Source organism: Pseudomonas sp. SZ57, from assembly GCF_009495975.1.
Classification (GTDB): domain Bacteria; phylum Pseudomonadota; class Gammaproteobacteria; order Pseudomonadales; family Pseudomonadaceae; genus Aquipseudomonas; species Aquipseudomonas syringae.
The window spans coordinates 1-21,573 of record NZ_WIBD01000026.1 but is presented as its reverse complement, the minus strand read 5'-3'; the positions used below and the strand labels follow the sequence as shown (position 1 = coordinate 21,573).

General features: G+C 61.5%; 14 protein-coding genes and 1 rRNA gene. 8 read left to right on the top strand and 7 right to left on the bottom strand.

What is annotated here, in order from left to right; translation table 11 throughout:
• Nucleotides 1-97 precede the first annotated feature (97 nt).
• The 4 genes from GE543_RS21385 to phnE are packed head-to-tail and all read left to right on the top strand — an operon-like array spanning nucleotide 98 to nucleotide 3,328.
• Complete coding sequence (locus GE543_RS21385) at nucleotides 98-949, top strand: putative selenate ABC transporter substrate-binding protein (protein ID WP_003403547.1); 852 nt, start codon at nucleotides 98-100, stop codon at nucleotides 947-949.
• On the top strand, nucleotides 946-1,743 hold the full coding sequence (locus GE543_RS21380; protein WP_153222323.1) for a phosphonate ABC transporter ATP-binding protein: 798 nt from the start codon (nucleotides 946-948) through the stop codon (nucleotides 1,741-1,743). Before GE543_RS21385 ends, GE543_RS21380 begins: the two co-directional genes overlap by 4 nt.
• Nucleotides 1,737-2,564, top strand: a complete 828-nt coding sequence (locus GE543_RS21375) for an ABC transporter permease (protein ID WP_153222322.1) — start codon at nucleotides 1,737-1,739, stop codon at nucleotides 2,562-2,564. The genes GE543_RS21380 and GE543_RS21375 overlap by 7 nt, the downstream gene beginning before the upstream one ends.
• Entirely contained in the window at nucleotides 2,561-3,328 is a 768-nt protein-coding gene (gene phnE, locus GE543_RS21370) for a phosphonate ABC transporter, permease protein PhnE (RefSeq protein ID WP_153222321.1), read from the top strand. The genes GE543_RS21375 and phnE overlap by 4 nt, the downstream gene beginning before the upstream one ends.
• A gap of 67 nt (nucleotides 3,329-3,395) precedes the next feature.
• On the opposite strand, the gene ggt is transcribed toward phnE, so the two are convergent.
• The 3 genes from ggt to GE543_RS21355 form a co-directional block, all read right to left on the bottom strand.
• Nucleotides 3,396-5,123 carry a gamma-glutamyltransferase gene (ggt, locus tag GE543_RS21365; RefSeq protein ID WP_153222320.1) on the bottom strand — a complete coding sequence of 576 codons (1,728 nt, stop codon included), beginning with the start codon at nucleotides 5,121-5,123 and terminating at the stop codon, nucleotides 3,396-3,398.
• A 205-nt stretch (nucleotides 5,124-5,328) separates the two neighbouring features.
• Nucleotides 5,329-6,216, bottom strand: a complete 888-nt coding sequence (mmsB, locus tag GE543_RS21360) for a 3-hydroxyisobutyrate dehydrogenase (protein ID WP_153222319.1) — start codon at nucleotides 6,214-6,216, stop codon at nucleotides 5,329-5,331.
• Between the two features lie 33 nt (nucleotides 6,217-6,249).
• Entirely contained in the window at nucleotides 6,250-7,776 is a 1,527-nt protein-coding gene (locus GE543_RS21355) for a CoA-acylating methylmalonate-semialdehyde dehydrogenase (RefSeq protein ID WP_153222318.1), read from the bottom strand.
• Nucleotides 7,777-7,934: 158 nt separating this feature from the next.
• Here GE543_RS21355 and GE543_RS21350 point away from each other — a divergent pair, with 158 nt between their 5' ends.
• The 4 genes from GE543_RS21350 (at nucleotide 7,935) to GE543_RS21335 (ending at nucleotide 11,750) form a co-directional block, all read left to right on the top strand.
• Entirely contained in the window at nucleotides 7,935-8,882 is a 948-nt protein-coding gene (locus GE543_RS21350) for a LysR family transcriptional regulator (RefSeq protein ID WP_153222317.1), read from the top strand.
• 240 nt (nucleotides 8,883-9,122) lie between these two features.
• Nucleotides 9,123-10,283, top strand: coding sequence for a polymorphic toxin type 44 domain-containing protein (locus GE543_RS21345; RefSeq protein WP_153222316.1), 1,161 nt, complete (start codon nucleotides 9,123-9,125; stop codon nucleotides 10,281-10,283).
• 613 nt (nucleotides 10,284-10,896) lie between these two features.
• Complete coding sequence (locus GE543_RS21340) at nucleotides 10,897-11,331, top strand: YeeE/YedE family protein (protein ID WP_103697182.1); 435 nt, start codon at nucleotides 10,897-10,899, stop codon at nucleotides 11,329-11,331.
• A 2-nt stretch (nucleotides 11,332-11,333) separates the two neighbouring features.
• On the top strand, nucleotides 11,334-11,750 hold the full coding sequence (locus GE543_RS21335) for a DUF6691 family protein (protein ID WP_032697805.1): 417 nt from the start codon (nucleotides 11,334-11,336) through the stop codon (nucleotides 11,748-11,750).
• A 107-nt stretch (nucleotides 11,751-11,857) separates the two neighbouring features.
• Here the strand turns inward: GE543_RS21335 and recD are convergent, their stop codons facing one another.
• From recD to rrf, 4 genes are all read right to left on the bottom strand, one after another.
• Nucleotides 11,858-13,951 (bottom strand): exodeoxyribonuclease V subunit alpha, encoded by a 2,094-nt coding sequence (gene recD, locus GE543_RS21330; RefSeq protein ID WP_153222315.1) that lies wholly within the window; start codon nucleotides 13,949-13,951, stop codon nucleotides 11,858-11,860.
• Nucleotides 13,948-17,640 (bottom strand): exodeoxyribonuclease V subunit beta, encoded by a 3,693-nt coding sequence (recB, locus tag GE543_RS21325; protein ID WP_153222314.1) that lies wholly within the window; start codon nucleotides 17,638-17,640, stop codon nucleotides 13,948-13,950. The genes recD and recB overlap by 4 nt, the downstream gene beginning before the upstream one ends.
• Nucleotides 17,637-21,110 carry an exodeoxyribonuclease V subunit gamma gene (recC, locus tag GE543_RS21320; protein WP_153222313.1) on the bottom strand — a complete coding sequence of 1,158 codons (3,474 nt, stop codon included), beginning with the start codon at nucleotides 21,108-21,110 and terminating at the stop codon, nucleotides 17,637-17,639. The genes recB and recC overlap by 4 nt, the downstream gene beginning before the upstream one ends.
• 194 nt (nucleotides 21,111-21,304) lie before the next feature.
• Nucleotides 21,305-21,420 (bottom strand): 5S ribosomal RNA (gene rrf, locus GE543_RS21315).
• Nucleotides 21,421-21,573 lie beyond the last annotated feature (153 nt).

The window sequence follows — 21,573 nt, the reverse complement described above, 5'->3', positions numbered from 1 at the left end:
ATCCCCGCGCATCACCACCGAATCCTGTGAAGCGCCGCCTGCTCGTGCACGCGGGCTTAACGTTATCCTTTTTCCGCTATTGAACCGGAGAACCTCCATGCTCAAGCGTACCCTGGCGCTCGCCGCCGGCCTTGCCCTGTCCTTCTCCGCCCTGACCAGCCACGCTGCCGACACCCTGCGCGTCTCGGCCATTCCCGACGAAGCGCCCACCGAACTGCTGCGCAAGTTCAAGCCGCTGGGGGCTTATCTGGAGCAACGGCTGGGCATGAAAGTCGAGTTCGTTCCGGTCGCGGATTATCCGGCAGTGGTCGAAGCGCTGGCCACTGACCGGCTCGACATGGCCTGGCTGGGCGGTTTCACCTTCGTTCAGGTCAACCTCAAAACCGGTAATGCGGTGCCACTGGTACAGCGTGAGCAGGACGCCAGGTTCACCAGCAAATTCATCACCTCCGATCCGAACGTGAAAACCCTGGCAGACCTCAAGGGCAAAACCTTTGCCTTCGGCTCGGTGTCGTCGACATCCGGCAGCCTGATGCCGCGCTATTTCATGCTCAAGGAAAACATCAAGCCGGAAACGTTCTTCAGCCGCGTCGCCTATTCCGGCGCGCATGACGCAACCGCCGCGTGGGTTCAGGCGGGCAAGGTCGATGCAGGCGTGCTCAACGCCAGCGTGTGGGACAAGCTGGTCGCCAGCGGCAAGGTCGACACCAACAAGGTTCACGTCTTCCAGACCACACCGGCTTACTTCGACTACAACTGGACCGTACGCGGCAGCCTCGACCCGGCACTGGCAGCGAAGATCAAACAGGCCTTCCTCGACCTCGACCCGGCCAACCCGGAGCAGAAGGCAATCCTCGATCTTCAGGCCGCCAGCCGCTTCATCGAGACCAAGCCAGAGAACTACAAAGGCATCGAAGAAGCCGCACGCGCTGCCGACCTGCTGAAATGACCCTGCGTCTGTCCGCCATCGAGCTGCGCCACAGCGACGGCACACTGGCGTTGCGCGGCCTGGACCTGAGCATCGCTCGTGGCGAACGGGTAGCGATCATCGGGCCGTCCGGTGCGGGCAAGACCACGCTACTCAACCTGCTGGCCAGCGCTCTGCCGCCCAGTGCCGGGCAACTGCAGGTGCTGGGGACTGATCCCTGGCAGCTCTCCAGCACACGACGCCAGCGCCTGCGCAGCCGCATTGCGCTGATTCATCAGGCACCGCCGTTGCCGGCGCGCCAGCGGGTGGTGACTGCGGTGTCGGCGGGCAGGCTTGGTCAGTGGGGGCTGGGCAAAAGCCTGCTGAACCTGCTGTATCCACTCGACATCAGCGGCGCCCGCGAGGTGCTGGCGCGTCTGGACCTGGCGGACAAATTGTTCGAGCGTTGCCAGCAGTTGTCCGGTGGGCAGCTGCAACGTGTCGGCATTGCCCGCGCCCTGTATCAGCAACCCGAACTGCTGCTGGCCGACGAGCCGGTTTCGGCGATGGACCCGCGCCTCGCCGATCACACCCTGGCGCTGCTGTGTCAGCACGCCATCGAGCACAACGTGACGCTGGTCGCCAGCCTGCATGCGGTGGAACTGGCACTGGCACATTTCCCGCGGGTCATCGGGGTGCGCGACGGGCGAGTTCACTTCGACCTCGCCGCCAGCGAGGTCGGCCGGGAGCATCTCGACACGCTGTATGCCAACGAACAACTCAGCCCTCAGGCGGTTTCGGATGCGGCTGAAACACGCTGGACGCCACGATGCTGAGTCGGGATCAGCGCGACCCGGCGGCAACGCCACGCCTGTTGCTGACATTGCTGGCGGTCGCCCTGCTCTGGCCGGGCATTCGTCTGGCCGAACTGAATCCGCTGGTGCTGCTGCAAGCCGATAATGCGCGGACGATGGGCAGCTTTCTCGCCGGGTTCTGGCCGGTGGCGCACTCTGCGGAATTCCTCGGGCTGCTGCTGGATGCGACGCTGCAAACCCTGGCGATCGCCACAGCCGGCATTGCCCTTGCCTTGCTGCTGGCCGTTCCGGCAAGCCTGCTCGCCAGCCAGTCATTGTCGCTGTCGGCCGCCTCACGTGGCGGCCGCCCCGGCTGGCTCGGCCAATGCCTGCGCTGGCCGGCACGCGGGGTATTGATCTTTCTGCGCAGCGTGCCGGAAATCGTCTGGGCGCTGTTGTTCGTGCGCGCGGTCGGCCTGGGCCCGACGGCAGGCGTGCTGGCCATCGCCATCACCTACGCAGGCATGCTCGGCAAAGTGTACGCCGAGATTTTCGAATCGGTGGACCAACGCCCGGCCCACGCGCTGCTCCAGGCCGGCAGCAGTCGCCTGGCCGCACTGGCTTACGGCATCCTGCCCAACGCGGCAGCCGAACTGACCTCCTACACCGTGTACCGCTGGGAGTGCGCCGTGCGCGCTTCGGTGGTCATGGGTTTCGTCGGCGCAGGCGGACTGGGTCAGCAGATCGACCTGTCGATGCGCATGTTCGCCGGTGACGAAGTGGCGAGCATGCTGCTGACCTTCCTGCTGCTGGTGCTGCTCGCCGACCAGCTCAGCCGTTTGCTGCGCAGGCAGTTCACATGAAGCGCGCAGGCAATCTGCTGCTGGTGCTGACGATGATTGCGGCCGTGGTCGCATCGTTTGTGTACCTCGGCCTCGACCTGCTGACCCTGGGCAGCCACGACAACCTGACGCAGATGGGCCGTTACGCGTTGCGCTTCATGAGCCCGGACCTGAGCGCCCCTCATCTGCAGGCAATCGGCCAGGGCGCCCTGGAAACCCTGGCCATGTCGGCACTCGGCACCTTGCTGGCCGCCATCGCAGGTTTGCTCCTGGCACTGCCCGCTGCCGGACGCTTCGGCTGGTTCCTGCGCAGCCTGAGTCGCCTGCTGCTCAATGCACTGCGCGCCATTCCGGAACTGGTGTGGGCCGTGTTGATGGTGCTGGCTGCCGGGCTCGGCCCCAATGCCGGCACGCTGGCACTGGCACTGCACACCACGGGCGTTTTGGGCCGTCTGTTTGCTGAGGCGCTGGAAAATACCGCGCCGCAACCCGCTGCAGCGATTCGTCTGCAGGGCGGCAGCGCCTGGCAGGCGTTCAGCTACGGCACCCTGCCCAACCTCTGGCCACAACTGCTGGCGTATACGCTGTATCGCTGGGAGAACAACATTCGCATGGCCAGCGTGCTGGGCTTTGTCGGCGCGGGCGGTCTGGGGCAAATGCTGTACGTCAGCCTCAGCCTGTTTCAGGAAGCGCAGGCCAGTACCGTTATTCTGGCGATGCTGATACTGGTATTCGCCGTCGACGCGTTGAGCAGCTGGAGCAGGCAGCGCTGGGTGCGTAACTGAGCAGACCTCAGAACGCAAAACGCCACGACCCTGAAGCTCAGGGCCGTGGCGTGATTAGCAGCGTGACTCAGTAGCCGAGCGACAAGCCGGTGTTGCGACGCGGGTCGTTAGCGCCGTAGAAGCGGTTGTTACCGACCGGTTTGCCACCCAGCGAAGGCGCGCCCACCAGAATCGCCGCCACATGATTGAGCGGCTGCGGACCTGCGAACTTTTGACCCCAGCTCTGGAGAATCTTCAGCGTGTCAGGGCTGACCGCGAAGGTATCGATGTTGGTTTCCTCAGGCTGCCATTGCTGGTGGAAACGCGGCGCGTCCACCGCTTCCTGAATGTTCATGCCGTAGTCGATGACGTTGAGCATGGTCAGCAGCGTGGCGGTAATGATGCGGCTGCCGCCCGGCGTGCCGACGACCATCACTGCCTTGCCGTCCTTGGTGACAATGGTCGGGCTCATCGACGACAGCGGCGTCTTGCCCGGCGCGATCGCGTTGGCTTCGCCCTGCACCAGTCCGTACATGTTGGGCACGCCGACCTTGACGGTGAAGTCATCCATTTCGTCGTTGAGGATCACGCCGGTCTTGCTGGCCATGACGCCCGCGCCGAACCAGTTGTTCAGGGTGTAGGTCACCGAAACCGCATTGCCCCATTTATCGACAATCGAATAGTGAGTGGTGTTGCTGCCTTCATGGGGCGCGACGCCGGGTATGATCTTGTTCGAGTCACCGGCCTTTTGCGGATCGATGGCAGCGCGCAGCTTGGCGGCATACTTGACGTCCAGCAGGTGCTCGACCGGATTCTTGACGAAGTCCGGGTCGCCCAGGTAGCTGTTGCGGTCCGCGTAGGCGTGACGCATGGCCTCGATCTGATAATGCATGCCCTGCGCCGAGCGGAAGCCCAGCTCTTTCATCGGGTAGCCTTCGAGGATGTTCAGAATATGGCAGATGACCACACCGCCAGAGCTCGGAGGCGGTGCCGAGACCACGTGGTAGCCACGGTAATCACATTCGACCGGTGCCAGCTCGCGGGTCTTGTAATGGTCCAGGTCCGCCTGGGTGATGATGCCCTTGCCCGCCTGACTGGAGTCGACCAGCGCCTTGGCAACCCAGCCCTTGTAGAAACCGTCGCTGCCCTTCTCGGACACTTCCTTGAGGGTCTTGGCCAGGTCTTTCTGCACCAGCTTCTGACCGACCTGCATCGGCTCGCCCTTGTTGAGGAAGATCGAGCCGGAATCGGCCATGTCCGCCTTGAACACATCCGTGGCGCTCGACAGCATGTCGACATCGCCCCGCCCCAGCACAAAACCTTCCTCGGCGAGCTTGATCGCCGGCGCGATGACTTCTTCCCGCTTGCGGGTGCCGTACTTGCTCAGGGCCATTTCCATACCGGACACAGTGCCGGGCACGCCGACGGCCAGATGGCCTTTGGCGCTCAGATCAGGGATGACCTTGCCGTCCTTGTCCAGGTACATATCGGCGGTGGCCGCCAATGGTGCCTTTTCACGGAAGTCGAGGAAGGTCTTGCGCCCGTCGGCCAGCTGGATGGTCATGAACCCACCACCGCCGAGGTTGCCCGCAGCGGGATAGACCACCGCCAGCGCGTAGCCGACCGCCACGGCCGCATCGACCGCATTGCCGCCAGCCTTGAGTACATCGACACCCACGTGGGTAGCCAGGTGCTGAGCCGTCACGACCATGCCGTTTTCGGCAGCGACCGGGGCTTGTGACGCGGCGAATGTGGGGGAATACGCGACAATCAGTGCCGTCGCGATCAACGATCTGGCGAGGGGTTCGAACTTCATGGTCGATCTCTTCTTTTTCTGGGTCAGGGACGTTTGATGAGTGAAGCGCCAGCCTCCGGGCGAGGATGCGGCACTTCTCGTCGAAGCGTACCGAGCATCCCTGCGCGGGTCTGACGAGGTCCAAAGTAGCCGGTTCTGCCGCGATTTCCTAATGTAAAAACCGGATACACAGCAACGCCCCACGGATTCCCGACACGGGTGACGCCTAGGCTTTCGGGCGATACCCCTCAATGATCGCCGAGAAATCCTTGCCACCATCGCCACGCAGGCTCATGGCCTGATACAGCTGTTGCGCCACTGCGCCGAGGATGACCGGTTGATGCGCCGAGCGCGCGGCCTCGGTTGCCAGGCCCAGGTCCTTGAGCATCAGCTCGGCGCCAAAGCCGCCGCTGTAACCGCGTGACGCGGGAGCGGTTTCGACGATGCCGGGCCACGGGTTGTAGGCCTCCGAACTCCAGCAACGGCCCGTCGAGGTGTTGATGATGCCGGCCAGCACTTCGGTGTCGATACCCAGTGCATTGCCCAGCGCCATGGACTCGGCCACGCCGATCATGGAAATCGCCAGCAGCATGTTGTTGCAGATCTTGGCGATCTGGCCGGTGCCCACGTCACCACAATGCACGATGTTGCGGCCCATCTGTTCCAGCACCGGTTTGAGCACAGCGAAATGCCCGGCAGAACCTCCGACCATGAAGGTCAGGGTTCCGGCCTGCGCACCACCGGTGCCGCCCGACACTGGCGCATCGCCCAACACCACGCCTTGCTGCGCAGCGACAGCGGCGATGTCGCGGATGGTCTGCGGGTCGATGGTGCTGCAATCAACTGCCGGGACACCGGACGCGATGCCTTTCAGCACGCCGTCGTCGTTGAGGTACACGCTGCGCACATGCGCCGCTGCGGGCAACATGGTGATGACCAGTTCAGTGCCCTGGGCCGCCTGTGCGGGTGAGTCGCTGACCTGTGCGCCCAGCTCGGCGAACTCAGCCAGTACACTCTTGTTGAGGTCGAACACCTGCAAGGCGTGACCGGCTCTGATCAGGTTGCGGGCCATGGGCGCGCCCATATTGCCCAGACCGATAAATGCGATGTTCATGGTTGTTCTCCCGGGCGAATTGACCGCCAGCGCTCAGCGCAGATTGATCGTGGTGTTCACGCCATCGTTGACGCTCTCGTCATCGAACCAGCGACTGGTGACGGTCTTGGTCTGAGTGTAGAACTGCACCACCTGTTTGCCGTACGGGCCCAGATCGCCCAACTTGGAACCCCGCGAGCCAGTGAAACTGAAAAACGGCACCGGCACGGGAATCGGAATATTGATCCCGACCTGCCCGACATCGATCTCACTTTGGAACTTGCGTGCCGCCGCACCGCTCTGGGTGAACAGCCCGGTGCCATTGCCGAACGGGTTGGCGTTGACCAGCGCGATAGCCTCATCGAGGGTATCGACTTCCAGCACCACCAGCACCGGCCCGAAAATTTCCTGGGTGTAGATCTGCATGTCGGTGGTGACGCCCGAGAACAAGGTCGGCCCTACGAAGTTGCCGCCCTCGTAACCTGGCACTGAAACCTCCCGACCATCCAGTTCCAGCGTCGCACCTTCACGCACGCCGCTCTCGATCAGATCCAGAATGCGTTGTTTGGCCCGTCGTGAAATCACCGGCCCGATGTCGGTGCCCGGTTCCTGGCCGGCATTGACCTTGAGTTTCTGCGCCCGCGCCTTGAGGTCGGGCAGCCACTGTCTAGACGCGCCGACCAGCACCACCACAGAAGTCGCCATGCACCGCTGACCCGCCGCACCGAAACCTGCGCCCACCAACGCGTTCAGGGTTTGCTCGCGATTGGCGTCGGGTAGCACGACGGCATGATTCTTCGCCCCCATCATTGCCTGCACCCGCTTGCCATGCCGACCGGCCAGATCGTAGACATGCGTGCCGACCGCCGTCGAACCGACGAAGGAAACAGCCTTGATGTCCTGGTGCGTGCAGATCGCGTCCACCACCTCCTTGCCACCATGCACCACGTTAAGCACACCAGGCGGCACCCCCGCCTCGATCGCCAGCTCGACCAGCAACAGGGTCGACAGTGGATCCTGCTCGGAAGGCTTGAGCACGAATGTATTGCCGCAGGCGATCGCCATCGGAAACATCCACAGCGGAATCATCGCCGGGAAGTTGAACGGCGTGATCCCGGCGCACACGCCGATCGGCTGGCGCAGGGTATAGGTGTCAACGCCACTGGCGACGTTCTCGGCAAACTCGCCCATTTGCAGCGTGCCGATCGAACAGGCGTGCTCGACCACTTCCAGGCCCCGAAAGATATCGCCCTCGGCATCGGCCAGCGTCTTGCCCTGCTCGGCACTGAGTACCGCCGCGATACGCTTGGAGTGCTCGCGGATCAGCGCCTGCAACTTGAGCATGATGCGCATGCGCACACCGATCGGTGTTTCACGCCAGGTTCGATAGGCCGCGTGAGCGGCTGCGACGGCGGCGTCCACTTCACTGGCCGTGGCGAATGGCACCTGGGCGAGGATTTCCTGAGTGGCCGGGTTGACGATGTCTACCCATTCGCTGCTTTGCGAGTCGGTCCACTCGCCGTTGATCAGCAGTTTCACGCGAGCAATCGAGGTCGTCGTGTGGTTCAGTGAGGCATTCATTTCAGCGATTCTCCCTTCAGCAAACCACGCATCCACAGCCTGTGCAGAAGGATGATCGTGGCCTCCCGGCAGTCTTGTTTTTGAATTGGTCAGGGGGCGTGCTTTGGAGTATAGATGTGCAAACTTCTAACAAGAACGCAGATAAAAGCAGGGTCAACATGCAAAAAAACATCACCTCCTTGGGGCTGTTGAACTGGGATGACCTGAAGTTTTTCCTCGAGGTGGCACGCACTCGAAAAGTCAGCAGCGCGGCCCGGCGCCTGGGCGTCGACTACACCACCGTATCGCGGCGCATCAACTCGCTGGAAACCTCACTGGGCACGCTGCTGTTCGAGAAATCGCGCAACAATGGCTTCATCATGACCGCCGAAGGTCAGCGCCTGCTGGGCTATGCCGAGTCCATCGAAAGCACACTGCACATGGCCTGCGAACAGGTTTCCGGGTCCAGTGTCGCGTTGTCCGGGCATGTGCGCATGGGCTGCACCGAAGGCTTCGGCAGCTTCTTCATCACCCCGCAACTGAGCCACTTTCTCGACAGCTACCCGAGCATTTCGCTGGACATCCTGCCGCTGCCGCACTTCATCAGCCTGTCGAAACGCGAGGCGGATATCGTCATCGCCCTGGAGCGGCCCGAACACGGCCCCTACGTGTGTTGCAAGCTCTGCGATTACAGCCTGGGTCTGTACGCGACCCAGGCCTACCTCGACAACCACTCGCCCATCGAACACAAGGCGGACCTGAGCGAGCACGTCTTCATCAGCTACGTCGACGACCTGGCGTTCAGCTCCGAGCTGCTGTACATGAGCAACCTGCTGCCCAACGCCCAGGCACAGCTGCGCAGCACCAGCGTCATCGCCCAATACACCGCCGCCCTGCAAGGCCGCGCACTGGCCATCCTGCCATGCTTCCTCGCCGCTCAAGACCCACGGCTACTGCCGGTGCTGAGGGAGGAAGTGAACATTACTCGTCAATTCTGGATGTACTGCCGGGAGGACCTGAGAAAGCTCAAGCGGATTACGTTGTTGTGGGATTACATCCGCGAGGTGACGGAGTTGAATAAGGGGTTTTTGTTGGGGGAAAACCGCGTTATTCACTTTGTGTCGTGACCGATTTTCAAGGGATCAGGTGGCCGTATCGTAGCGGGGGCAGACCGGAGTTGGCCGACGGTTTGTGACACGGATGCTGGTTCGCAACCATTGAGGTCACCCCGACTCTTCGATCAGGTTCTCAAGGTCCTTCGCAAAACTAAGATTTCCCCTACATACCGCTTTTTGCGCTTCCGGTAGCCTCCCATGCGTCAACTAAACGCTGGTTGTCTACGGATCAAAACGCAGGGACGGCATGCAATGATTTCTTCAGCCCGATTGGGCGACAAGCACGCCTGCCCATTACCGGGGCACGGTACAACGCCTATCGCTTCTGCATCCGGTGACGTCAACATCAACGGCATGGGCGCGGCACGTGTGGGGGATACCTGCGGGTGTGGCGCGGTCATCACTACAGGCTTTCCTACCATTCTGGTGAATGGCCGTCCTATGGCCCACCTAGGAAGCCCCACCAGTCACGGCGGGACAATCATCACCGGCTCAGGCAATGTGGGTGGCGGCTTCGTCATGGGCGACGCTGGTGGCGCGACCATTATTAACTTCATGGCGCTGGGGGCCTTCCGGCCAGACGGTTCCGTGGACGACGAGAAGATGGCGACCTTGCTGGCTGACCCGAAGCTCACGGAGAAAGCCTTGGCGGCGAACGCTTCGGTAGGCCCTGAGGCAGCCGGTAAGGCGTCAGAGGCGAAGCCTGAGCCAAGGGCGGAATCTGTTGTTTGCAAACACCCTGACAGGATGGAAGAGCTGGCGACATACATTGCGGACGAGATGAATCGCAATATTCATCACCCTTCTGTTTTGAAAATGAAAAAACTGCTCAGTTATGACGTTGCCGAAGAGACTCGCAAGCAAATGGACCTGCCTTGGTATGCTCAAGTTGGCGCGACGAGCCCCCAAACTATTGGCGCAGCAAATGGCGCTGCTGCGTTGGTGATTTGGACTGAGCGTGTCGGGCAGTATAGGGATTGGGACCACAAGCCGAAAATCCATAAGAAGTTCGGTGGGTATTACCACAAGCAAGAAGAGTACGAGTATTTTTATGATATTTGGTCTAACATCCACTACGGTTATGTTGGCCGCGCAGGCGGTCTTTCAGAAAGCGTGCTTGCCGACGGTGCGGGGTTAGAGCAGATAGTCTCAGACTCTGTCGGGGCGATCAGTGACATAACAAAACCACCGGTAAGCAGAAAATACCGGGGACCTCAACGTGCCGAGAACGTAGAGGGACTCCGCGCCTGGGACGACGATCCCGACCGAATATCTGTCGGGATCGGGATTAAACTATTTAACCTGCATCCTCATGGCGGCATAACAGCGAAAATGATAATGGAAGAGGTTCTTTCGGTTGCACCACAAGCATGGGGAGCGGGTGTCATTGATCATCAATGTGAGAAAACTTAAGTTGCGTCATGCAGTTCTGTTCGCGTTTATAGCTCTGCTAACGGCTTGGTATGCTGCTGCCCCCAGCGTAGTTATTCATTACTCCAAAGAAGCTACGGATGAACTTCGTTTAGTATGGGATACGCAACACCAAATTCATAGAGAGAGGATGCTTCCGGGAGAAGCGTCATCTGATGTTGGTCATCTATTCCCCGATGAAGACTTTTTTATGGTTTTCTTTTGGGGCCCCATCAAGGGCCATATGAGATGTATCGACATAACGCCCAAGCGCTGGGCTACGTTAGATATATACCTAACGGAATCGGGTAGAGTCGACATTAACAAAACATCTCCCGCCATTATTGAACGCTTGAAAAAATGTGAGGGCGAACCTGATCCTTTCCGGCACTAAGGCGTGCTACCAGCGCCACGTCAAACTCGGCACAGCCAATGAGTAAACACAGAAGATACTCCCATGGCTGCCTTGGTAGGCCGAGCCGATAGCTGACTCCTCCATTAACTCTCGCACAGCAGCCGCGCAACCCACCCGGGCAGATGGTTATCATGCCGGTGATAGTGCTTTACCAGTCAACGTCCCCCCCCCACAGGCCCCCCTTTGTGCAGGAAATACGAAATGAGCATTGATTGGATCAACTTCACACCCTGGACGTCATTGTGCGGAGGAGCATTGATAGGGCTGGCCGTCAGCTTGTTCGTTCTCGCGAATGGTCGTATTGCCGGCATCAGCGGCGTGTTGGGGGGCGTTTTGCAATTGGGCAGTGAAGGTTGGGGCGAGAAGGCGCTGTTCCTGCTTGGCCTGTTGATTTCGCCATTATTGTGGGCGGCGTTCACAGCGTTGCCGGAGATAGAGATTAATTCAGAATGGCCCGCCCTGGTCATCGCGGGCCTGCTCGTTGGCGTGGGTACCCGTTACGGTTCGGGCTGTACGAGTGGTCATGGCGTGTGCGGGATATCCCGCTTGTCTCCTCGCTCCATCGTGGCGACGCTATGCTTTATGGCTACCGGATTTGCGACGGTATACGTCAGTCGCCATGTACTGGGGGTCTGAAGATGCTCAAGGTGACCGCATTTTTTGCAGGCTTGATATTTGGCTTCGGTCTGCTTTTGGCTGGCATGGCAAACCCTGCCAAGGTATTGGCTTTTCTTGATGTAAGCGGAACGTGGGATCCATCGCTTGCTCTGGTAATGGCAGGTGCCATCTCGGTGGCGGTCGTCCCCCTGAACTGGGCGCGCAGGAACAGGCAATCCTTGCTGGGTGCCCGTATGCAGCTCCCGGTGAAAACCCAGTTGGACGCGCGCTTGATCGTTGGCAGCCTGGTGTTCGGGATTGGCTGGGGCATTGCGGGAATCTGCCCTGGGCCAGCGGTCGCCACTCTGCTTACAGGACACTGGAAAATCCTCATATTCCTATCAGCCTTACTGGCCGGTATGTACCTGTTTTCCGCTCTCGAGAAACGACGCACGTAACTCTCAGGTTGTTGCGGCCGGGGCTGCGCCCACAGGACTGACAGCCCTCGCAAAGCATCACCGACAGCATGCCAACGCGGAGCATCGGTACGAGAGTCGACTGCTGATCAAAGCCCCAACATCAAACCACTCAGACGTTTGACCTTGCGGCGCAGGGCTTCTTCGAAGATGCCTTGGCGCGGTTCGATCAGGCTGAACCAGTGCTTGGCGCGGGTGATGCCGGTGTAGATGAGCTCCTTGGTCAGTACCGGGTTGAGCGCTTCGGGCAGGATCAGGGCGGTGTGGGCGAATTCCGAGCCCTGGGATTTGTGTACGGTCATGGCGTACACGGTTTCGACCTCGTTGAGGCGGCTGGGCAGGACGAAGCGTACGCCTTCGCTGCCGTCGTTGCGGGGGAAGGCGACGCGCAGTACCTGTTTGCCCTCGCCGTCGCGCTCGGGCAGGCGCAGGGTGATGCCGATGTCGCCGTTCATCAGGCCGAGGCCATAGTCGTTGTGGGTCATCAGCACCGGGCGACCTTCGTACCATTGCTGTTCGCTTTCGATCAGCTTCGCGCTGAACAGCGCGTGCGTGATGCGCAGGTTCAAGCCCTCCACGCCCCACGGGCCTTTGCGTACGGCACACAGCAGTTGAAAAGCGTCGAAGGCGCTGAGTACCGAGCGCGCCCAACGGGTCCAGCACGCGTCGTCCAGTGCCGAATCGTCGGCGGGACGCTCGGCGGCGAGTACGTTCAGGTAATGCCGGTAACCCTGCGGGCCTTGCTCGCCCATGCCAAGACCGTCGAGCACCAGGCGTTCGAACTTGAGGTCCTGCTCGCCCTTGAGTGCCAGGGCGAACAGGTCGTCGTGACTGCCCGCCGACAGCAGCGCGCGGGCCTGTTGGTCCTGCTGCTGGTTGACCAGCCGGGCCAACTGGCCGATGCCGCTGCCTTGGCCGAAGCGACGCGAGTGGCGCAGCATCACCACTTGCTGAGCCAACGGATGCTGCTGCGCATCGCCCTGGCGCAAACCGCCCTTGCCGAGGTCTTCGCCGCTGACGGCTTCCAGCCAGGCCTGGGTGTCGGGGCTGTAGAAACCTTCTTCGGCGTCGCGGCACAAATCCCCGAGTACCGCCCCCGCCTCAACGGACGCCAGCTGGTCCTTGTCGCCCAGCAGAACCATGCGTGCATGCGGCGGCAGTGCGTCGAGCAGATTGGCCATCATTTCCAGGTCGATCATGGAGGCTTCATCAACCACCAGCACATCCAGCGGCAGTAAATTGCCCGCATGGTGGCGGAAGTGCCGGGTACCGGGGCGACTGCCCAGCAAGCGGTGGACGGTGGTCACCTCGCTGGGGATTTTCTGTCGTACGTCGTCACTGACATCCAGGCCCTGCACCTGTTGGCTGATGGACTCGGTCAAACGTGCCGCCGCCTTGCCGGTGGGCGCCGCGAGACGAATGCGCAGCGGTTGGCCACTCTGTACCGCCGGAGCCTGCAACAAGGCCAGCAGGCGTACCACCGTGGTGGTTTTGCCGGTGCCGGGGCCGCCGGTGATGATGCTGAAGCCCTTGCGGGTCGCTAGCGCGCAGGCAAGTTTCTGCCAGTCGATGACGGCTTGTGGCGAGGGATCGGCCGGGCCGAACAACGCGTCGAGCTGCTGCGGCAGACCCTCCGGCGGCGTTTCACGCTGGGCCAGGCGCTGACGCAAGGCTGCAGCGATACGCCGTTCGTAAGTCCAGTAGCGACGCAGGTACAAACGCCGCTCGGCCAGCACCAGTGGTTTTTGTCGCGCTTCGGCACTTGAATCGCCCACCTCGGCAACCAGCATGCTGCCTGCCAGCGCCTGGCACCAGGCGGCGCCATCCAGCGCTGCCAGCAGTTGTGATGGCAGCAGCATCGGCGCGCTCTGCTGATCGCCTTCGGGCGGCAGTGACAGGGCGAAGTCCGGTTCTTTGAGGGTCTCGTACAGATCGAGGCAGACGTGACCGTGGCCGAGCTGATGGCTGGTAAGCGCCGCTGCCACCAGCACCAACGGATCGGCCTGCGGATCGAGGTCACTGAGGAACGCGACGAACGCCTTGTCCAGAGCACGCAACCAGCCGCGCTCGACCCAGCGCTCGAGCAGGATCAGCAGATCGCTGACACGCGTCAGCGGGCTCAACTCAGCGAGGCTGATGTCGTCCAGCGCGGTAGGCAACAGATCATCGAACGAGCGGCTCATGCCAATGCTCCCGGCAGGTCATGCGCTATCGGTTTGCCCTGAAACAGCAGGTCCAGACTCTCGATCAGCTCACGTGGCGGACGGGTGAAATACGCTCCCTGATAGGCCGAGCGACTGCCCCGCAGAAACAGGTACAGCGCGCCGCCCATGTGCTGGTCGTAATCGTAGTCGGCCATCCGCGTCTTGAGCTGACGGTGCAGGGCCAGCAGGTAGAGGACGTATTGCAGGTCGTAGCGGTTGTCGAGAATGGCGGTTTCCATCGCCAGTTGGGTGTACGCACTGTCGTCACTGCCCAGCCAGTTGGACTTGTAGTCGGCCACGTAATACCGGCCCTCATGTTCGAACGTCAGGTCGATAAAGCCCTTGAACATGCCGTTGAGCGAGACCGTCTCGGTCGCAGCACGCGCCGCATTGTCGTGGGTGAAGCGGCGCACGAGGGCGTCCATCTGCGCGACGTTGACGTTACTGCTGGCGAACCAGAATTCCATTTCCACACGGTACTGATTGGGCTGATCCAGTTCGCCCAGGGCCACCGGTGCGGCATCAGGCGACAAGCGCAACGGCATGTTCAGCATGTGTTGCAGCCAATCGCTCAGGGTATTGATCCAGCCTGCCCAACCGCGTCGATTGCAGCGCCGGGCGACGGCGTCCTGCAGTTTCTCCGGCGCGTGCGCGGTCATCGCAAACCCTTCGTTGCCAGCCCATTCGAGCAGCCCGTGCAGAAAGGTGCCGGGATTGGGGCCACGCGGAAAACGATGGATATCGCCGCCGCTGGTCAGGATGTCGCGCGGGGCTTCGGGGTCCAGACGCTCGTCGTCGAACAGTTTCTGTGCCTGCGGGCTGTCAGGCGATTCATCGGCACCGGCCGTTACCGTGTCGCCGATACGCAGGGCACTGTAGGACGCGATCCACCAGTTCTCGGCAGCGCGGCGTTTGGGCACCAGCAGCTTGACCAGCGCCGCTTCGTTGCGCGGCGCACTGAAGCGCTCGTCGGTGGGCTCCGGAACAGGCTGCAAGGCAATCGCCTCACACCCCTGGGCCAGATCACGCAGCCAGACGTTCAACTCCGCCGACTCGGCCAGCACTGCGCCACCGCCCAGCAGGTAACCCAGTGCGGAACGGTGCAGCATCGAGGTATTGGCATTGCCACGCTTGAGGTCGGCGACGCCCAGCCAGCAGGCATGTTCCGATCGGGTGAGGGCGACGTAGAGCAAACGCAGGTCTTCGGCCAGACGCTCATCATCGGCTTGCTGAATCAGCGCCTCGGTAGGCTGCAGGCTGATCTGTGACTTGCCGTCGGCGTCATGAAACTGAAGAGGCAAGCGACTGCCGTCCACCGGTTTCGAGGAGCAAATGAACGGTAGGAATACCAACGGGTACTGCAAGCCCTTGGACTTGTGGATGGTGACCACCTTGACCAGTTGCTCGTCGCTTTCCAGACGCAGGATCTGCTCTTCCCCGGCCTGACCGGAGAGTGCCAGGTGGTCGCCCAGATGACGGATCAGCGCCTGCTCGCCATCCAGTTCGGCGGCGGCCTGCTGCAGCAGTTCCGACAGGTGCAGCAGGTTGGTGAGCACTCGCTCACCGTCATTGCGGATCATCAAAGTCTGTGGCAGGGCAAAGTCATGCAGCAGACGGCGCAGCATCGGCAGCACGCCCTGGCTGCGCCATATGGCGCGATAGCCACGAAACTGCATGACGCGCCGCTCCCATGCCAACTCGTCCTGATTCAGGCGTTCCAGCTCGGCCAGCGGCAGGTCCAGCGTGATACACGCCAGCGCGGCACGCAGCGTGCGTTCGGAGTCCGGCTCGGCACAGGCCTTGAGCCAGGACAGCAGGTCGTGGGCTTCCTGAGCGGCGAACACCGAATCCTTGTCGGACAGGTACACGCTGCGCACTCCACGCGCGGTCAGTTGTTGACGCACCGCCTGCGCTTCCTTGCCGTCGCGGACCAGAATCGCAATGTCGGCCGGACGCAGCCCGCGCAGTGTGTTGTCGGGCGTGACGAAACCGGCACTGCCCTGCTGACCGGCATTGAGCAGACGCACGATCTCGCTCGCGCAACTGGCTGCCAACTGTTGACGATAAACCACGCCGGACACCGGCTGGTCACTTTGCAGGTGCCAGACCGTCAACGCCGTCAGGGGTGTACCGTCGACGTGCAGCGTCTCTTTGCAGCCTTGGGCCAGCGCATCGGAGAACGGCACCTGATTGCCGTGCTCATCACGAAACAGGAACGCACCGCGACCTTGCTCACGTTGCTCTGCCCGCGCGAAGACGTGGTTGACCGACTCGACCATCGCATGACTGGAGCGGTAGTTGGTGTCCAGCGTATGCCAACGGCCATCGGTCGCCTGGCGGGCACGCAGGTAGGTGTAGATATCGGCGCCGCGAAACGCATAGATCGCCTGTTTCGGGTCGCCAATCAGGAACAGCCCTGTCTGCTCATCGTTGGCCTCGAGACGATAGATGCTGTCGAAGATCCGGTACTGCACCGGGTCGGTGTCCTGGAATTCGTCGATCAACGCCACCGGAAACTGCTCGCGAATCAGGGTGGCCAGACGCTCGCCGCCAGCGCCATGCAAGGCAGCGTCGAGCCTGAGCAGCATGTCATCAAAGCCCATCTCGGCGCGGCGACGCTTCTCTTCTTCAAAGCGCGCGCTGACCCACTGCGCCGCATGCTGCAACACAGCAGCATCGGGTTTGGGCAAACCGTCGAGCGCCGCCTTCAGCTGCGCCATGGCCTCGAAGGCCGGGTGCACAGGTGGATCGCTCTTCCAGGCTTCGGCAATGCCGTCGGGGGTCAGGCGAGTGAAACCGGTGCCCAGATCGAGCGCTTCCTGTGTGTCGTCAGCGGCCCAGGCGGCAAGCTTTTCGAACCAGGGTTTGAAATAACGCTCCTGCATCTTGCGGCCATCGACTGCCTTGCGGGCGACAGCGTCCTGACACAGCGCATATAACTCATCGGCCCACACGGCCCAAGGTGCTTTCAGCGCGGCAAGCGCTGCCCGGCGCTCTTGCAATGACGCCGCGATCAGTTCGCCCGGTTCCTGGGTGAGTGGGCTGCGATCGCGTCCGAACAGACCTCGCACACGCGGCAACAACGCCGCCGGACCGCTGAGGTTTTCCCGCACCCAGAGCAATGCGTCGCCGCTCATGGGGTAGCAGAAGCGGCGCCAGTAATCACGCAGGACTTCGCCGAGCAAATCGCTGTGGTCGGTTTCCAGCGTCTGGGTGAACAGACTGCCGCTGTCGAATGCATGCTCGCGCAACATGCGCTGGCACCAACTGTGGATGGTCGAGACCGCGGCCTCGTCCATCCACTGTGCGGCGATGTCCAGACGGCTGGCGCAGGCTGGCCATAGCGACGCTTCGAACTGTTCACGCAGGTCGGCAATCAGGCCATCGGGGGCGGCGATCTCGTCACGGAAGAAGCGCGCAGCCTCCGCCAGCCGGGTACGAATTCTGTCACGCAACTCTTTGGTCGCGGCGTCGGTGAAGGTCACCACAAGGATCTGCGGCGGCAGCAGTTCGCGACCAAAGCCGGACTGTTCGGTGCCGTGGCCGAGCACCAGACGCAAGTACAGAGCGGAGATGGTGAAGGTCTTGCCGGTCCCGGCGCTGGCCTCGATCAACTGGCTGCCGCGTAGTGGAAAGCGCAGCGCGAGAGGAAGGGATTGCTCGCTCATGCGCCGCCCTCCCCGCCGGACAACGACTGCCAGGGCGCTTCGTAAATCGGTTTGTAGAGCGTCTCGCACCAGCCTGCGAATTCTTCACTGCCCATCAGTGCGTCAAAGTCCGGGAACTGCCGAGCCAGTGCCGTGCTTTCGCGACGCTCGCCATCGGTGGTCTGTCCGTCACCTTCGTAGGCTTTGCGGGCGGCCGCCTCGGCTTTGTCGGCAGGCTGGCCCAACCAGGCGAAGGCGGTTTTGACCGCGACCGGAAGGGGTTCCTGCATGCCGTGCAGCCAGGCCGTCAGCAAGTGATTGAGCGTGGTGACGGCACTCGCCTTGTCCAGCGGCTCCAGCATCAGGGTTTCATCACTGGCGACCAGTGCCGTGCTCAACGGCAGATCGCAGGCGCACGCCACCAGATGATTGACCCACGGCCGAATCAGCCGGTGCCACTTGCGGGTCTTTTTCGAGCCGATGCTGTTGGGAATGGCGGTGACCAGCAACAGCTCGCCACGGGCATTACGGTGCAACCCGCCCAGCCAGCCGTCGATGCTGACACCCGCATGGCTGAAGCTGATCGGTAAAGCACTGCTCAGGGTCTCGGGCCAGAGGGTCAACAGATCGTGGTAGCGCCTGAGTACGTCCGGCAGCGGTTCGATCAGCTCGCTCTGCATCAGGGTGCCGAAACCTGCGAGCGGCAACAGGCCACTGGCTTGCAGTTTCAGCGCTTGAGTCTGCAGAGCAGCATCCATGTTGTCCGGCGAGGACATGCCAGCGCCAAGCAGGCTTTCACTCAGGCCATAGCGCTCAAGGGCATCGAGCACGAACGGCTCTTCATCGGCGAGCGGCGCTTCAGCGACTTCGAAATAAATCTTCAGGCGCTGGCTGAAAAAGTGCTTTACCGGGTTTCTCAGGAAATCCTGTAGCTGCGCAATGGACAGCGGTTCGTCCTGTTCATGAGCGGGCAGTGCTTGAGGCACGGGCACCTGAATGTCGGTTTCATGCAGCAGGCGCCATTCGCGGGCGAAGCTGAAATACCCCGTGCCGGCGTGGAAGTAATTGGCGCTGAAGGGTTGCAACGGGTGATTCACAGTCAAGGCTTTCAGCAAGCGCTCATCATCCTGTTTAACGTCCGGGTCGGTCTCGCCGGCCAGCTTCCAGCCGCTGGCGAGGTGATCGCGCAACTGTCCGATGAGTACCGAAGCAGGACGCTCACTGTTGTCACGAATGCTGTGGCCAACCCAACTGACATACAGCTGGTCCCTGGCCGAGAGCAAGGCTTCCAGCAACAGGTAACGATCGTCTTCACGCCGGGAACGGTCGCCGGGGCGGTAATCGCTGCCCATCAGGTCGAAATCCAGCGGCGGTTGCGCGCGCGGGTAATCGCCGTCGTTCATGCCCAACAGGCAGACCACTTTGAACGGGATGGCGCGCATGGGCATCAATGTGCAGAAGTTGACCGAGCCCGCGAGAAAACGCTGGGACAGGCGCCCTTGATCGAGCCCGGCCAGCCAGGCCTCACGCACAACGGTCAGCGGCAACTCATCGGTCAGCCTTACCGTTGCACAGGTTTCCAGCCAGTTCTCGCGCAGTGTTTCCAGCTGGGCAAGCAGGTAATCGTCATGCTCGCTGTCGGCGAGGAAGAACAGCTGCAGCAGCGATTGCAGGCGGGCACCCCACGCTTCCGGAGTAGTGGGTGTCGACAGCTCGGTGTGGGCGACCTGAAGGGCGTCAATCAGCGCGACCAGCGGACCGATCAACGCTGCATCAAGCCCGCCGATCTCATCGTAAGGTTCGATGCCGTCGTAAGCCGCACCCGCACCCACGGCGTAACCCAGCAACATGCGACGCAGGCCGAAATGCCAGCTGTTCTGCTCAAGGGCATCCGGCAGCCCCAGACCAGCACGCTGTTGAGCATTAAGACCCCAACGAATGCCTGCACCTTCTATCCAGCGATGCAGCGTTGGCAGGTCACGCTCCTGAATCCTGAAGCGTGCGCGCAAGGCTGGAACGTCCAGCAGGTCAAGAATCTCGCTGACCGGGAAACGGCTGTCCGGAAGTTTGAGCAGGTGCTCGACGGCAATCAGCAACGGCTCGCGGCCGCGCTGGCCCTGATCAGCCAGCGTAAAGGGGATGAAGCGACGATCTTCGCGTTCGATCTGCCCGAATACCGCGCGTATGTGTGGGGCATAGCTGTCGATATCCGGGACCATGACAATCACGTCACGCGGGCGCAGGCCAGGGTCTTTGCTGAATCTCGCCAATAGCTGGTCATGCAGCACTTCCACTTCGCGCTGCGCGCTGTGGGCCACATGGAAGCGGATCGAGCGGTCCTCGATAGGATCGACTGCCGGCCAGAGCTCACGGGTTTCATCCAGCGGACGCAGCTCGAGAATATCGTCCTGCAACTGGTTCAGTAGTGTGGTGGGCTGCGCTTCACTGAACAGATCAATGCGCTCGTCCTTGAACGAGGAACGGTAGCTGCGTGGGTCGTCATGGCTGTCCAGCAGGTTGATGTAATCACGTCCCTGCTTGCCCCAGGCCGCGAGCAATGGGTGAGCGTGCTGATGCAGCGCTTGCGGGTCGAGGACCATCGGCATTCCGCTCTTGCGCGCCTGGCGTTTGTACTGGTGACGCAGCAGGTCCTTGTCGGCGACGATGTCGGTCCAGTGGTGACGGCACGGATTGTGGACACAGAGCAGAACCTGACTGAACCTGGCCAGCCCTGCCAACGCCTCGAGCGCTTGTGCCGGCAGTGACGAAATGCCGAAAACGATGACCCGTGCCGGCAAGCCCGGTGGCGCTTCGGTCATATTGCCGATGCGCTCGATGAAACGCTGATGCACGCCCGCGCGGCTCTGCGACATCCCTTCAGCCCCGACGTCGTCCAGCAACGCACGCCACAGTTCTGCTTGCCAGCAATTGGCAGCTGACAATGGTCTGGACTGACCTCGTACGTCGCGCAATTGATGACGGCCAGCGGCCCAGTCTTCCAGCCAGTCAGCGCGGTAAACCTGATATTGGTCGAACAGATCAGACAGGCGTTCGGACAATTGATAGCGCTTGCGCAGATCAGTGTCGTCGGTCAGGAAGCGCTGCAGCGGTTCGAAGTGTGGCTGATTGATCAGCGACGGCAGCAAGCGCATCAAGCGCCAGGTCAAAGGGGTCTTGTCGAGCAAGGACGTCTGGGGGATCTCGTCCGCACCCAGCACCATGCGATACAGCGTCCACATGAAACTGCCGGGCAACTGGACGTCTATGGCGGCGGCGATACCACAGCCACCGTTATCTTCATCCTGGGCATCTTCGGCCAAGGCCAGCTTCAGCCATTGTGCAATGCCGTTGCTCTGCACCAGAGCAATCTCGTTTTCCAGGGGCGCCAATGGATATCGCCGCATCCAGGAGACAACCAGACTGCGCAGTTCATCCGGGCGGTTGCCTTGAACCACCATGAAGCCTGCACTCAGAGAGGTTGTAACGGACATGCTTGCTTCCTTGACGGGTGCGTGGAACCTGATGCCGAACCATAAGGGCAAGCGCGCCGGATTGCCATAAGCACGTGGGTCTGGATGACTGCCGGAGAGATAGAGTTATGAGCTCAGGAGGATGCAGAGGTTTCTGGAACCCCAGACAAACAAAAACCCTCAACGCGTAAGCGATGAGGGTTTCTGGAATTTAATCTTGACGATGACCTACTCTCACATGGGGAAACCCCACACTACCATCGGCGATACATCGTTTCACTACTGAGTTCGGGATGGGATCAGGTGGTTCCAATGTTCTATGGTCGTCAAGAAATTCGGGTACCGAATCGTGCCGTACGGCGCGCTTCAGCAAATCGGGTATGTGATAGCAAGCTGTTCAGGTGTCGTTCGTGACGCAAACTTTCGGTTCGTGTCATCTTCACAGTCACCGCAATCTGGTCGTTCGACGCAAATTGCTTGGGTG

Bases quoted from the DNA above. Each gene is read 5' to 3' on its own strand.
- ggt (WP_153222320.1), bottom strand. From the start codon at position 5,123: ATGAAGTTCGAACCCCTCGCCAGATCGTTGATCGCGACGGCACTGATT.
- GE543_RS21340 (WP_103697182.1), top strand. From the start codon at position 10,897: ATGAGCATTGATTGGATCAACTTCACACCCTGGACGTCATTGTGCGGA.
- GE543_RS21375 (WP_153222322.1), top strand. From the start codon at position 1,737: ATGCTGAGTCGGGATCAGCGCGACCCGGCGGCAACGCCACGCCTGTTG.
- recD (WP_153222315.1), bottom strand. From the start codon at position 13,951: ATGAGCCGCTCGTTCGATGATCTGTTGCCTACCGCGCTGGACGACATC.
- GE543_RS21355 (WP_153222318.1), bottom strand. From the start codon at position 7,776: ATGAATGCCTCACTGAACCACACGACGACCTCGATTGCTCGCGTGAAA.
- phnE (WP_153222321.1), top strand. From the start codon at position 2,561: ATGAAGCGCGCAGGCAATCTGCTGCTGGTGCTGACGATGATTGCGGCC.
- mmsB (WP_153222319.1), bottom strand. From the start codon at position 6,216: ATGAACATCGCATTTATCGGTCTGGGCAATATGGGCGCGCCCATGGCC.
- recB (WP_153222314.1), bottom strand. From the start codon at position 17,640: ATGAGCGAGCAATCCCTTCCTCTCGCGCTGCGCTTTCCACTACGCGGC.
- GE543_RS21385 (WP_003403547.1), top strand. From the start codon at position 98: ATGCTCAAGCGTACCCTGGCGCTCGCCGCCGGCCTTGCCCTGTCCTTC.
- GE543_RS21335 (WP_032697805.1), top strand. From the start codon at position 11,334: ATGCTCAAGGTGACCGCATTTTTTGCAGGCTTGATATTTGGCTTCGGT.
- recC (WP_153222313.1), bottom strand. From the start codon at position 21,110: ATGTCCGTTACAACCTCTCTGAGTGCAGGCTTCATGGTGGTTCAAGGC.
- GE543_RS21345 (WP_153222316.1), top strand. From the start codon at position 9,123: ATGATTTCTTCAGCCCGATTGGGCGACAAGCACGCCTGCCCATTACCG.
- GE543_RS21380 (WP_153222323.1), top strand. From the start codon at position 946: ATGACCCTGCGTCTGTCCGCCATCGAGCTGCGCCACAGCGACGGCACA.
- GE543_RS21350 (WP_153222317.1), top strand. From the start codon at position 7,935: ATGCAAAAAAACATCACCTCCTTGGGGCTGTTGAACTGGGATGACCTG.